11 protein-coding genes are annotated in these 12,142 nt (G+C 68.2%); 5 read left to right on the forward strand and 6 right to left on the reverse strand.

Annotated features, from left to right (window positions below; genetic code table 11):
• Window positions 1-312 precede the first annotated feature (312 nt).
• The 3 genes from ACIOU8_RS12455 to ACIOU8_RS12465 all read right to left on the reverse strand — a co-directional run bounded on the left by ACIOU8_RS12455 (window position 313) and on the right by ACIOU8_RS12465 (window position 4,821).
• Entirely contained in the window at window positions 313-456 is a 144-nt protein-coding gene (locus ACIOU8_RS12455; protein WP_181164282.1) for a hypothetical protein, read from the reverse strand.
• Window positions 453-2,786, reverse strand: a complete 2,334-nt coding sequence (gene purL / locus ACIOU8_RS12460; RefSeq protein ID WP_400789863.1) for a phosphoribosylformylglycinamidine synthase subunit PurL — start codon at window positions 2,784-2,786, stop codon at window positions 453-455. The genes ACIOU8_RS12455 and purL overlap by 4 nt, the downstream gene beginning before the upstream one ends.
• Before the next feature lie 478 nt (window positions 2,787-3,264).
• Window positions 3,265-4,821: a serine/threonine-protein kinase gene (locus ACIOU8_RS12465; protein ID WP_400789866.1), complete on the reverse strand. Its 1,557-nt coding sequence runs from the start codon at window positions 4,819-4,821 to the stop codon at window positions 3,265-3,267.
• A 222-nt stretch (window positions 4,822-5,043) separates the two neighbouring features.
• Here ACIOU8_RS12465 and ACIOU8_RS12470 point away from each other — a divergent pair, with 222 nt between their 5' ends.
• The 4 genes from ACIOU8_RS12470 (at window position 5,044) to ACIOU8_RS12485 (ending at window position 7,966) form a co-directional block, all read left to right on the forward strand.
• Window positions 5,044-5,439, forward strand: a complete 396-nt coding sequence (locus ACIOU8_RS12470) for a hypothetical protein (protein ID WP_400789869.1) — start codon at window positions 5,044-5,046, stop codon at window positions 5,437-5,439.
• A gap of 112 nt (window positions 5,440-5,551) precedes the next feature.
• Entirely contained in the window at window positions 5,552-5,779 is a 228-nt protein-coding gene (locus tag ACIOU8_RS12475) for a DUF2188 domain-containing protein (RefSeq protein WP_400789872.1), read from the forward strand.
• Complete coding sequence (locus tag ACIOU8_RS12480; protein WP_400789875.1) at window positions 5,779-6,543, forward strand: 3-keto-5-aminohexanoate cleavage protein; 765 nt, start codon at window positions 5,779-5,781, stop codon at window positions 6,541-6,543. The genes ACIOU8_RS12475 and ACIOU8_RS12480 overlap by 1 nt, the downstream gene beginning before the upstream one ends.
• Before the next feature lie 238 nt (window positions 6,544-6,781).
• Window positions 6,782-7,966 (forward strand): MalY/PatB family protein, encoded by a 1,185-nt coding sequence (locus tag ACIOU8_RS12485; RefSeq protein ID WP_400789877.1) that lies wholly within the window; start codon window positions 6,782-6,784, stop codon window positions 7,964-7,966.
• Between the two features lie 442 nt (window positions 7,967-8,408).
• Here ACIOU8_RS12485 and ACIOU8_RS12490 read toward each other — a convergent pair whose 3' ends face one another.
• From ACIOU8_RS12490 to ACIOU8_RS12500, 3 genes are all read right to left on the reverse strand, one after another.
• Window positions 8,409-8,792 carry a type II toxin-antitoxin system VapC family toxin gene (locus ACIOU8_RS12490; protein ID WP_400789880.1) on the reverse strand — a complete coding sequence of 128 codons (384 nt, stop codon included), beginning with the start codon at window positions 8,790-8,792 and terminating at the stop codon, window positions 8,409-8,411.
• The gene (locus tag ACIOU8_RS12495) at window positions 8,789-9,052 is read right to left on the reverse strand and encodes a type II toxin-antitoxin system Phd/YefM family antitoxin (protein WP_400789882.1); all 264 of its coding nucleotides are present in this window, start codon (window positions 9,050-9,052) and stop codon (window positions 8,789-8,791) included. Before ACIOU8_RS12495 ends, ACIOU8_RS12490 begins: the two co-directional genes overlap by 4 nt.
• A gap of 235 nt (window positions 9,053-9,287) precedes the next feature.
• Entirely contained in the window at window positions 9,288-10,457 is a 1,170-nt protein-coding gene (locus ACIOU8_RS12500) for a MalY/PatB family protein (protein WP_400789884.1), read from the reverse strand.
• Between the two features lie 572 nt (window positions 10,458-11,029).
• Between ACIOU8_RS12500 and gnd the strand changes: the two genes are divergently transcribed.
• Entirely contained in the window at window positions 11,030-12,091 is a 1,062-nt protein-coding gene (gene gnd, locus ACIOU8_RS12505; RefSeq protein WP_400789887.1) for a phosphogluconate dehydrogenase (NAD(+)-dependent, decarboxylating), read from the forward strand.
• The last annotated feature ends 51 nt before the right edge of the window (window positions 12,092-12,142 follow it).

The raw sequence follows: 12,142 nt of genomic DNA on the forward strand, positions 1-12,142 counted from the left end.
CCCCTTGGATCTGTGATGCTTCGAATCCTTCGCGGGGGTGCCTACATTCGGGCGCCGATTCACGGGGGCTGTGGAGAAGTCCAGGTCATGGATGCCGGTGCAGAAGACGACAGCGAAGCCTGGCCGGGCACGGATTCGGACCGCGCGCACGACACACGGTCGAGGAGACGTGGGTCACCGGCTCCGTCCGTGCGCTCCGAAGTTGTGCCCGGCAGAAGGGGCCTGGCAGAAAGGGCAGGGCAGAAAGGGCAGGGCAGAAGGTGCCCGGCAGGGGGACCCGGGGGAAGGGCTAGGGAAGGAGGGGAACCGGCCTCAGCCGAGGATCAGCGTGATGACGGTCGCGCCGCCGCCACCGAGGATGAGCGCGATGATGACGCTCCAGGCGATGATGCGCAGGCGACGATTGCGCTTCTCGCCGAGATCGCCGTAGTCCTCGCTCAGACCGTCACCGCTCATGCGCTGACCGGCTCGCTGACGGTGGGGCCGAAGGCTGCGGGAAGAGTGGCCTGCGAACGCTCGCGGATCTCGGCGACGGGAACCGTGAAGACATCCTGCACCTCGAGCTTCGCGCCCTCGGAGTCGGTCACGCCGATGCGCATCACCGGGTAGTCGCGGCCTTCGCAGAGTCCGCGGAACTTCACGTCGTCCTCGCGCGGAACCGTCACGATGACGCGACCGGTCGACTCGGAGAAGAGAGCGGATGCGGCATCCACCCCGTCGCGCTCGATGATCTCGTTGAGCCAGACGCGCGCGCCGACGCCGAAGCGCGAGACGCCCTCGGCGAGTGCCTGTGCGAGGCCACCCTCCGACACGTCGTGCGCCGACGAGATCAGCCACTCGTCACGAGCCGCGCCGAGCAGACCCGCGAGGCGCTTCTCGCCCGCGAGGTCGACCTTCGGGGGCAGTCCGCCGAGGTGCTGGTGCACGGTCTCGGCCCACGCCGAGCCCGAGAGCTCAGTCGAGGTCGTGCCGAGCAGGTAGATGTTCTGGCCCTCGTCCTGCCACCCCGACGGGATGCGACGCGAGACGTCGTCGATGATGCCGAGCACGCCGACGAGCGGGGTCGGGTGGATCGGCACGTCGCCGGTCTGGTTGTAGAACGAGACGTTGCCGCCGGTCACCGGGGTGCCCAGCTCGTAGCATCCGTCGGCCAGGCCGTCGACGGTCTGCCCGAACTGCCACATGACCTCGGGGTTCTCGGGAGAGCCGAAGTTCAGGCAGTCGGTGATCGCGGTGGGCACCGCGCCGGTGACGGCGACGTTGCGGTACGCCTCGGCGAGGGCCAGTTGCGCACCGGCATACGGGTCGAGCTGGCAGTAGCGGCCGTTGGCGTCGGTCGAGATCGCGAAGCCGAGGCCCGACTCCTCGTCGACGCGGATCATGCCGGCGTCGTCGGGGAACGAGAGGGCCGTGTTGCCGAGCACGTAGTAGTCGTACTGGTTGGTGATCCAGCGGGTGTCGGCGAGGTTCGGCGAGGCGACCAGGTTGAGGAACTGCTCCCGCAGCACCTCGGGGTCGTTCGAGCGGGGCAGGTTCTCGGCGGCATCCGCCTGCAGTGCGTCGATCCACGTCGGGTATGCGACCGGACGGTCGTAGACCGGGCCGTCGACAGCGACGGTCGAGGGGTCGACGTCGACGATGCGCTCGCCCTGCCAGTCGATGATGAGGCGGCCGTCTCCGGTGACCTCGCCGAGCACCGACGTCTCGACATCCCACTTCTGCACGACCGCGAGGAACGCGTCGAGCTTCTCGGGGGCGACGATCGCCATCATGCGCTCCTGCGACTCCGACATGAGGATCTCCTCGGCCGTGAGCGACGGGTCGCGCAGCAGCACGTTGTCGAGCGAGACCTTCATGCCGCTGTTGCCGTTGGCCGCGAGCTCGCTGGTGGCGCACGAGATGCCGGCCGCACCGAGGTCCTGGATCGCCTCGACGAGCTCGTCGCGGTACAGCTCGAGGCAGCACTCGATGAGCACCTTCTCGGCGAACGGGTCGCCCACCTGCACCGCGGGGCGCTTGGTGGGGCCGGTGCTGTCGAACGAGTCGGATGCCAGGATGCTGGCGCCGCCGATGCCGTCGCCACCCGTGCGGGCGCCGAACAGCACGACCTTGTTGCCGACGCCGGTGGCGTTGGCGAGCTTGAGGTCTTCGTGGCGCAGCACGCCGACCGCGAGCGCGTTGACGAGCGGGTTGGCCTGGTAGACGGAGTCGAAGACGGTCTCGCCGCCGATGTTCGGAAGGCCCAGGCAGTTGCCGTAGAAGCTGATGCCGCTGGTCACACCGTGCACGACGCGGGCGGTGTCGGGGTGATCGATCGCGCCGAAACGCAGCGCGTCCATGATCGCGACCGGGCGGGCACCCATCGAGATGATGTCGCGCACGATGCCGCCGACGCCGGTGGCCGCGCCCTGGAACGGCTCGATGAAGCTCGGGTGGTTGTGCGACTCGGCCTTGAAGGTGACGGCCCAGCCCTCGCCGACGTCGATGACGCCCGCGTTCTGGCCCATGCCCACCATGAGGCGTTCCTTCATCTCGTCGGAGACCTTCTGGCCGAAGCGGCGCAGGTAGTTCTTCGACGACTTGTAGGAGCAGTGCTCCGACCACATCACGGAGTACATCGCCAGCTCGCCGGAGGTCGGGCGGCGGCCCAGGATCTCCTTGATGCGGGCGTACTCGTCATCCTTGAGGCCCAGCGCTGCGTAGGGCTGTTCCTTCTCCGGAGTCGCGGCGGCGTTCTCGACAGAGTCGGGGACGTGCTTGTGGGCAGGTGCAGGGGCGGTGGTCACGCGCACTCCTAGATGAGGGGCCGGCGGGGCATGGCCAGTCTACCGGGGGATGCCCCGGTCGATCGCCGGTCGATCGTCGGTCGATCGGCGATCAGGATGCGGCGGCGAAGCGAGGTTTCCGTGTCGAGGTTCGGTGGTCGAAAAGGCGTCTTCTGCGCGGCGGGTGGTCGAAAAGGCATCCGAATCTCGAGTATGCGATGCGCTATTGACCACCCGAGGAGCGCTATGCGAGATCGCGCCGGTCAGGATGCGGCGGCGAAGCGAGCGGCGAGGGCGGCTGCGGCGTCCGCGAGGGCGGGCGGGCCGACGACCGTGAACGGGGGGGGGGGGCATCGAAGCGGGCTGAGCCGATTGTCGTTCACAACTCAGGAAGGACTGCGTCGAAGCGGCCTCAAAGGGCCGTTGTCGCGCAGAATCGTCGCGTTCGTCCTGAGTTGTGAACGGCGGGAGAGGGTGAGCCGGGCCACGGCACCGGATTTCAGCCCGTCCCGCCCTTGCCCTTATCGCCTTTGTCGCCCTTGCCGGGGTTGTCTTTATTGCCCTTGTCGCCTGAGTTGCCGTTGTTGCCGTCATTGCCCGTGCTGCCGCTGTTGCCGTCATTGCCCGCGTTGCCGCTGTTGCCGTTCTGGCCCGAGTTGCCGTCAATGCCCGAGTTCCCGTTGTGCGCCGAATCCACGGGTTCGGTGACGACCTGAACGGGGGCCGCAGGCGTATCCGCGGGAACGTCCTCAGGTGTCGTCTGGGCCGGTACTCGGACCACTGGCGAAGAAGCCGTTCTCGACAGCTCGGCGGATGCAGGGGCGGTGAAGGCCGCAAGTCCGACGACGATCGCCCCGGTCGCGACCAGTCCGGCAGCGCCGGCGAGCACGCGATTGCGGGTTCTCGTACGGGTGCGTGAAGCGGGGGCATCAGTCGCGGCGGCGACACCGACGGCCGCAGTGACGCCTCTCGCCGGGAGGACGGCTGTCGCTCCGGTCGGCGACGCGCCGACAGCATCCGATCGCCCTGCATCAGGCCCGGTCGCAACGCCGACGGCATCCGGTCGCTGTGCTGCAGACTCTGCCGCTGCGGTCGAGCCGTCGGGCGATTCCGCGCCGGGATCCGCTGCCGTCGCTCTGGCGGCCGAGTCCGCCCCGGCCGACGCGACGATGGCTGCAGCCGCCGCAGCGACCGCGGAGCCGTTGTCGTCCGTCACGTAGCCCCGCAGTAGACCTCGCGCGGCGCGTGCGACCTCGGCCGCGGTCGGCCGCTCTTCGGGCTCGAGCCGCGTCATGTGAGTCAGCAGGTCGCGCCATTCCTCGGGCACCGTCTCGGAGATCGTCGGCGTTTGCGAGAGCCGGGCGATCGCCGCGGCGCGACCGGAACCGAGCGCGGCATACCCGGTCTCACCCGAAAGGGCCTCGAGCACGACCAGGCCCAGCGCGAAGATGTCGACCGGAGTGCCGGGGTCGGCGTCGCGCAGCTGTTCCGGCGCCATATAGGTGAGTGTGCCGAGCACGATCCCCGGGGTCGTGAGCCGAGTGTCCTCGATCGAGCAGGCGATGCCGAAGTCGGCGAGCTTCGCGGCGACAGGGCGGCGCAAGCGGCTCCGTGCCAGCAGCACATTCGACGGCTTGACGTCGCGGTGCACGATTCCCGCCGCGTGCACCGCAGCGAGTCCCTCGGCGAGGTCGCGGGTGATGCGAGCGACGTCTCGCGGAGGCAGGGGGCCTTCCGCCATGCGCCCGGCGAGCGTCGGTCCGTCGACGAACTCCATCACGAGGTATTGGGGGCGCCCGGGGGTGAGCTGGGCGTCGTACAACGTCACGAGCGAGGGGTGACTCAGTGAGGCGAGCAGCGCCTTCTCGGTGTGAGCGCGCTCGATCGACGCGACCGGGCCAGTGCTTTCGTGGATCATCTTGATCGCCACGATGCGTCCGAGGTGCGTGTCCTCGGCGCGATAGACGGTCGCCATGCCGCCCTGCCCGACGCGGTCATGCAACAGGTACCGTCCGTCGAGGAGCGCCGCCGTCGGCGACACCACTTCCAGCGTCATCACTTGCTCCTTGCCGATGCATCCGGGTCATGCATCACGCGACTGTATATCGGTTGGCCGCCCGTCGTCATCGGGGTTGACGTCGGCGCGCGATGGTGGATGGAGGCTTGTAGGGGCGTTCATTCCATTCCGGGATGCGGGAGTACGAGCTGGTGCAGACGTGGAGATCGGAGCTCCACGTGGCTACGCTCCTTCCGAAGCGGCGAATCGAAAGGCACCCGCATGCGAATCTCCACCCCATCGGCCCAGGCGGGCATCGTGGTCGCCGCTGTCATCCTGATGCCGATGATCGGTGTGGCCCTGCTGATCGTGAACCCCTGGTGGGGCGCCGCCTGGATGCTCTTCGCGGTGACGGCGCTCGTGGTGTTCACGGCCAGGGTGTTCCGAGGCGCCGGGGAGACGACTGCCCCGCGCCCCTGGTGGCAGATGACGGCTGCTCCCTTCTCCAGCGGGCTGCTGTCTGCGATGTTCCTGGCTCAGGCGACGTTCGCGGCGTTCAGCTCGTGGTCTCCGCCGCTGGTGGTGCCGGGCAGGGTCTCAGTAGTCGTCCTGCTGCTGATCGGTGCGGCGTATGCGAGTTCAGCGATACGGCTCACGCGCAGGGGGCCCGCTGCGTGATCCGGTCGGCGCACCTCGTTGGAGCGACCGAGCGTCGGCGGACGAGACTGTCAAGGGCCTCGTCCCGTGTATGACTCACCGGGTATGAAAGAGGGAGATCGAAAGGATGGACATGGCTTCAGGTGACATCGAGACGTTCCAGCGCGACGGGATCTGGTTCAACCGCATCGAGGGCGAGTCCCGCACGTTGGGGGCGAGCTTCGAGACCGAAGACGAAGCCGTGCGGGTCGGTCGCGGTGCGGCAGCCGCACGCCAGGTCGCACATACCGTACGCACCGAAGAGGGTCCGTCCGACAGGGGTTCCCTCTACGACTGGCACCCCCGCGACCTCATGAACTGATGGCGACAGGAGCCGATTCCGCGGGCGGTGAAGAGCGACGGATGCTGTTGCAGGTGTGTCTCAACGGAGCGCGCGACGTCGCCGAGCATCCGGGGCTGAGCGCGAATGAGACGCTTGCGGCCACCGATGCGGCGAGAGCGGTGGCAGCCGGTGCGCAGGAGATCCACGTGCACCCCAAGGATGCCGAGGGCCGGGATTCGCTGAGCACCGCCGATGTCGCGAGCTGGGTGGGGGCGCTGCGCGCAGCCTGTCCCGGCGTGCCGATCGGTGTGACGACCGGAGCATGGATCACCCCGGATGTCGACGCACGCCTGGCATCCATCGCCGAGTGGACCGAGCTCCCCGACTACGCGTCGGTGAACTGGCATGAGACAGGTGCTGATCGCGTGGCCGAACTGCTGCTGAGCCGAGGTGTCGCCGTCGAAGCGGGCATCTGGGACGCGACCGGCCTCGAGGCCTGGAGTCGGTCACCGGTCCGTCGACGGTGTGCACGCGTGCTGATCGAGTTGCCCGATGAGGCCGCCGAGGTCGTCCGACGCCACGGGGAGGGACTGATCGCGCATGTTCGGCTCGACGAACCGAGCATCCCGATTCTGCTGCACGGAGAACTGCGGTCAGCATGGCCGGCGTTCACTCTCGCCGTCGCGCTCGGTCTCGATTCGCGCATAGGGCTCGAAGACACCCTCGTACTGCCCGACGGCCGACCGGCTCCCGACAACGCGGCCCTGGTGCGCGCGGCGAGCGGGATCGCGTTCGCCGGCTGACGCGATCCCGCCGTCCTTGGGGGGCGAAGCACATCGCGACCGTCACCCACAGAAACGAGAATCGCGAGATCACAGCGTCGTCTCTAGTGTGGAAGCTCGCGCAATGAAGGAGTATCCGTGACTGATTCCAGGCCGTATCGGTCGGCAGCTTGTCCGCCGTCGTCCTGCGACAGTGATCGTGTGAGCCTCCGTTCCGTCGGTGCCGCCGTTCGATGTCAGGCAGTGTGAACGGCGCACCATGACCGACGACCGCACGCGCATTGACCCGCATCCGTTCGACTCTCGCACCAGATTCGACCTCGATCGGCCTGAGAGCCGCAAGTGGAGCCTGCACCCCGGGCGCATCGGTGCGTGGGTCGCCGAGATGGACTTCGGTGTCGCGCCGGTGATCGCCGATGCGATGCACCGAGCGATCGATGAGGAGAACCTCGGATACCTGTCTCCGCCGCTCGCGGCACGGTTGGGTGAGGCGACCGCAGAGTGGATGCGCGACGAGTACGGCTGGTCGTTCGACCCCGACCGCGTGCATCCGGTGTCCGATGTGATGGCCGCGCTGCGCGTGGCGGTCGAGGAGTATGCGCCCGCCGGATCGCCGGTCATCGTGCCGACTCCCGCATATATGCCGTTTCTGACATATCTGCCGACGCTCGGACATCCGGTGATCGAGATCCCGGGTGTCGAGGTCGACGGACGCTGGCATCACGACCTGCAGCGGATCGACGAAGCGTTCGCCGCCGGCGCCCGCACGCTCGTGCTCTGCAACCCGCACAACCCGACCGGAACCGTGGTCGAGCGATCCGAGCTGGAGGCGCTCGCCGAGATCGTGGAGCGCCACGGTGGTCGTGTGTTCGCGGACGAGATCCATGCGCCGCTGCGCTTCGACGGTCGGCCTTTCATCCCGTATGCGTCGGTGTCGGAGGCGACGGCCGCGCACACCATCACCGGCACGAGCGCGTCGAAGGCATGGAACATCCCGGGGCTCAAGACCGCACAGCTGATCACGTCGAACGATGCCGACCAGCAGCTGTATCGCCGGTTCGGGTTCTCGGTGCAGCATGGCGCAGCGACGCTAGGCGTGGTCGCCTCGACCGCGGCGTATCGCGAGGGCAAGCCGTGGCTCGACGGGGTGCTCGCGTATCTCTCCGAATCGCGACGCCTTCTGGGACCGCTCGTCGCCGAGCATCTTCCCGGCGCGATCTATCGAGAACCGGACGCGACCTACATCGGCTGGATCGACACCAGCGCGCTGGGGATCGAGGGCCCGCCCGCCGCGTTCTTCCGAGAGCATGCGGGCGTCGTGCTGACCGAGGGCGCGCTGCTCGGACGCGGGTATGAGGACTTCGTGCGCGTCGTGTTCGCGACTCCGCGGCCGATCCTGCATGAGGCGTTCGCCGCGATGGGGGATGCCGTTCGGGCGCGGTGACGCGGGCAACCCGCCCGGTCGGGCCCTGCCGATCGGTCGTGCTCCGTGGGGCGGGCGCGCTCCTTGGGTCGGTCGCGTCCTTGGGTCGTTCGCGTCCTTCGGGCACTACGTGCGGGGTCACTATCGCATCGCTCGGCGGATGCGGGGTCACTATCGCTTCCGTATCGCGCCTTTGCGGTGCGAAATTGACCCCGCACGGATGCGGGGGTCGAGCGCGCGACGCGCCACAGCACGCGCCCGGCGGATGCGGGGTCGACCACGCAACGTGCCGCGGTTGCGGGGTCACTTTCGCAACGCGCCGCGGTTGCGGGGTCACTTTCGCAACGCGCCGCGGTTACGGGGTCACTTTCGCATCCCTAGTGCGCCCTTGGCGTGCGAAATTGTCCCCGCACAGATGGAGAGTCGGTCATCCACCGCGCCACGGCGCCCGCCCGTCAGCGAGTCACTGGACCCGTGACCCCGCAGTCAGCCCGCATCGCTCCGCTGCTGCCGCGAACTCCAGGTCGAAGGTGAGGATGCTCTCGATCGCGTCGCCGACCTCGAGCGCGGTCGCCAGGTGCAGTGCATCCAGAGTGCGCAGTCCGCTGTGCAGCTCGACGGCCCGCGCGAGCGTGTCATCGCTGAGTGAGACGAGAGCCACGCGATCGAGCAGCTCCTGTGCGGCATCCCTGCTGATCGCGCGTCGGTCGGCGACGGCGTGCAGTTCGACGGCCAGCAGCCGGGAGGAGACGAAGGCGGTGCCGTCGGCGAATGCTCGGCGCATCGCTGCGCTGCCGTCCTCGTTGATGAGTGCCTTGGCCGCCGCAGAGGTGTCGAGGTAGATCACAGCCGGTCGGCTCGAAGATCGTCGAGGATGTCTCGGGTCGAACGTTCGCTCATGGCGGCGGGTGTGGGGAGGGCCCCGGACTTCGAAGGCATCGTCACGCGGCCTGACGACACGAGTCGTTCCCAGACTGTCTGTGCGGGAGGTGTCAGTTCGGCGATCGGGCGCCCGCGGTCTGTGATGATCAGCCGCTCGCCGGCAGCCACCCGCGCCAGCACTTTGGCGGTCTGCTGATTGAGTTCCGTCTTCGTCACCCTGGACATGCCCCCGATTCTACGCGCGATGTACTAGAAGTAGTAGATCGCGACTCCTGCTCGCGTCATCCCATCCTGCGCGGGGGTTCGGACATTCCGCCCTGGTCATATGGCGGGTCGATGGTCAACGTGCAGGCCTGATCATGCGGGGGCGATTTCGCATCCGACACGGCCGGTTCCGATGCGAAACTGACCCCGCATCGGCCAGGCACGCGACGACACGCGCTTCACGGCTAGAACGCGCTCAGACGGCCCGGTCGCGCAGCGCGGCGGCGATGCGGTCGACCGCCTCGACCATGACCGGGCGGGGCAGTGCGAACACGAAGCGGGTGTATCCGATCGCGGCCACACCACAGGCGGCGCCATCCGTCATGGCGACTCGGGCGTGCTCACGGAACCACTCCCCGAGATCCCCGGTCAACCCGGTCTCGCGGAAGTCGAGCAGCGCGATGTAGCTGCCCTCCGGCACGATCATCCGCACACCGGGCAGCTTCTCGTCGACGAGCTGCGCCAGCATCCGCCGATTGCCGTCGAGGTAGTCGACCACCCCGTCGAGGCACTCGCGACCGTCCGTGTAGGCCGCGATGTTCGCGACGACGCCGAGCGTCGAGGTGCCGTGTCCGGCCCAGAATCCGAGGCTCTCCCAGAGCGTCGCGTCAGCGTCGTTCGAGAGGATGACCTGCGCGCACTTGAGGCCGGCGAGATTCCACGCCTTCGAGGCGGAGGTCGCGGTCAGCGTGTGCGCGGCAGCCTCTTCCGAGATCGAGGCATAGGGGATGTGCTGCGCCGGGGCATAGACGATCGGCGCGTGGATCTCGTCGGAGAAGACGCGTCCGCCCGCATCCGTCACGACCGAGGCGATCGCGAGCAGCTCTTCACGGGTCGCGACCGTGCCGAGCGGGTTGTGCGGGTTGCAGAGCACCAGCATCTCGCCGCCGTCGCGGAACGCCTGGGCGACGGCATCCAGGTCCATGACCCAGCGCCCGTCGACCTCGATGCTGGGAACCTCGATCACCCGGCGGTCACGCATCGGCGGCACGAGGAGGAACGGCATGTATGCGGGCGTCGGCACGATGATCGCCGAGCCGGGAGTCGTGAAGTGCTCGATCGCCAGCTCGAATGCGGCGATCACGTCGGGCACGTGGTGCACCCGCTCGGGCGAGATCTCCCACCCGTACGAGTCGGAATACCAGCGCGCCGTCGCCTGCGAGAGATCCTTCGCGAGCTTCTCGGGCAGGTAACCGGTGACGCCCAGGTCCAACGCATCCTTCACGGCGGTGCTGACGGCGGGGGCGAGTCCGAAGTCCATCTCGGCGACGAACGCGCCGATCATGTCGGGGAAGGTCGTCCATTTCAGGCTGCCCGCGCTGCGCAGGTCGTCTTGCGTGATCTGGTCGAACGCGGGGGAAGTCATGATCCAATCCTTTCACCCGCCAGCGACACTGGGCTCGGGCTCGGGCTCGGGCTCGGGCACGGCTGCGGATGCCGGCTCACCACAGTTGCAGGCTCGGATCACAGATGGATGCCGAGATCGACGGGTTCGACCTGCAGTTGTGATCTGCGCCTGCAACTGTCGCCCGTGTTCTGGCTCCGCACCGACGTGCGTCCGGTGCGTGGTCACTTCTGCATCGGAATCGGGCACCGCGGGTGCGTTTTTGGCCCCGCACCGAATCCGCGCGGGGCCGCGCCGCGAGCGTGGTCACTTCCGCATCCGAAACGGGCGGTAGCGGTGCGTTTTTGGCCCCGCACCGAATCCGCACCGAGCCCCGACGCGTGCGGGGTCACTTCCGCATCCGAAACCGGCGGTAGGGGTGCGTTTTTGGCCCCGCACCGACGGCACGCACCGACCACGCACCGACACCCCGCACCGACCCCGCACCGACGGCACGCACCGACCCGCGCCGCGCCACACCATTGAGCGCGCCTCGCACCCGTGCCAGGATTGCCCCGACTCGGCTCACCGGGGGCGGGGACGAAGGGATTCTCATGCAGCTGGCGATGATCGGACTCGGCCGGATGGGCGCAAACATCGTGCGCCGACTCATGCGCGACGGGCACGAGTGCGTGGTCTATGACGTGAATGCGGATGCCGTGCAGGCGCTGGTCGCCGAGGGTGCCACGGGCGCAGACAGCATGGCCGACCTGGCGTCGAAGCTCGAGGCGCCGCGGGCCGTGTGGATGATGGTGCCCGCCTCGCTCACGGGCATGGTGGCCGATCAGGCGGCGGAGGTGCTCGACGAGGGCGACATCCTGATCGACGGCGGCAACTCGAACTATCGCGACGATGTGCGCCGCGCGAAGGCGTTCCGCGAGCGCGGCATCCACTATGTCGATGTGGGCACGAGCGGCGGAGTGTTCGGACTCGACCGCGGATACTGCCTGATGGTCGGCGGTCCTGATGAGGCCGTGCAGCGCATCGAACCGGTGCTGCGCACGATCGCTCCGGGTGTCGGCGAGATCGAGCGCACTCCCGGTCGTACGGGAGACCTCACGCCCGAGGAGCAGGGCTATCTGCACTGCGGGCCGTCGGGCGCGGGACACTTCGTGAAGATGGTGCACAACGGCATCGAATACGGCATCATGGCGTCGATCGCCGAGGGCCTCAACCTGCTGCACAACGCGGATGCCGGAGTGCGCGAAGCCGAGCATTCCGCTGAAATCGCCCCGCTGGAAGAGCCGGAGTTCTACCAGTTCCCGATCGACACCTCGAAGGTCGCCGAGCTGTGGCGCCGAGGATCCGTTATCTCGTCGTGGCTGCTCGACTTGACCGCCGCCGCGCTCTCGGAGAATCCGACGCTCGACGGTCTCGCGGGGCGGGTGTCCGACTCGGGCGAGGGCCGCTGGACGGTCAAGGCCGCCGTCGACGTCGGAGTGCCCGTGCCGGTGCTCGCGGCATCACTGTTCGAGCGCTTCGCGTCGCGCGGTGAGGATCAGTTCGCCAACCAGGTGCTGTCGGCGATGCGTCTGCAGTTCGGCGGACATCAGGAGCTGCCCGCCGGCGACGTGCTCGAGGCCGGTGCGCGGAAGTCGGATTCCGACAGCGCCTGAGCGAGTTCTCCCGGTTCGCCGAGCGATGTCCGCGGAGGTCCGCGTTCACAA

Origin of the sequence: Microbacterium sp. NPDC087589, assembly GCF_044743635.1 — a bacterium.
Classification (GTDB): Bacteria; Actinomycetota; Actinomycetes; order Actinomycetales; family Microbacteriaceae; genus Microbacterium.

Bases quoted from the DNA above. Each gene is read 5' to 3' on its own strand.
- ACIOU8_RS12455 (WP_181164282.1), bottom strand. From the start codon at position 456: ATGAGCGGTGACGGTCTGAGCGAGGACTACGGCGATCTCGGCGAGAAG.
- ACIOU8_RS12470 (WP_400789869.1), top strand. From the start codon at position 5,044: ATGCGAATCTCCACCCCATCGGCCCAGGCGGGCATCGTGGTCGCCGCT.
- gnd (WP_400789887.1), top strand. From the start codon at position 11,030: ATGCAGCTGGCGATGATCGGACTCGGCCGGATGGGCGCAAACATCGTG.
- ACIOU8_RS12475 (WP_400789872.1), top strand. From the start codon at position 5,552: ATGGCTTCAGGTGACATCGAGACGTTCCAGCGCGACGGGATCTGGTTC.
- ACIOU8_RS12495 (WP_400789882.1), bottom strand. From the start codon at position 9,052: ATGTCCAGGGTGACGAAGACGGAACTCAATCAGCAGACCGCCAAAGTG.
- ACIOU8_RS12465 (WP_400789866.1), bottom strand. From the start codon at position 4,821: ATGACGCTGGAAGTGGTGTCGCCGACGGCGGCGCTCCTCGACGGACGG.
- ACIOU8_RS12480 (WP_400789875.1), top strand. From the start codon at position 5,779: ATGGCGACAGGAGCCGATTCCGCGGGCGGTGAAGAGCGACGGATGCTG.
- ACIOU8_RS12500 (WP_400789884.1), bottom strand. From the start codon at position 10,457: ATGACTTCCCCCGCGTTCGACCAGATCACGCAAGACGACCTGCGCAGC.
- ACIOU8_RS12485 (WP_400789877.1), top strand. From the start codon at position 6,782: ATGACCGACGACCGCACGCGCATTGACCCGCATCCGTTCGACTCTCGC.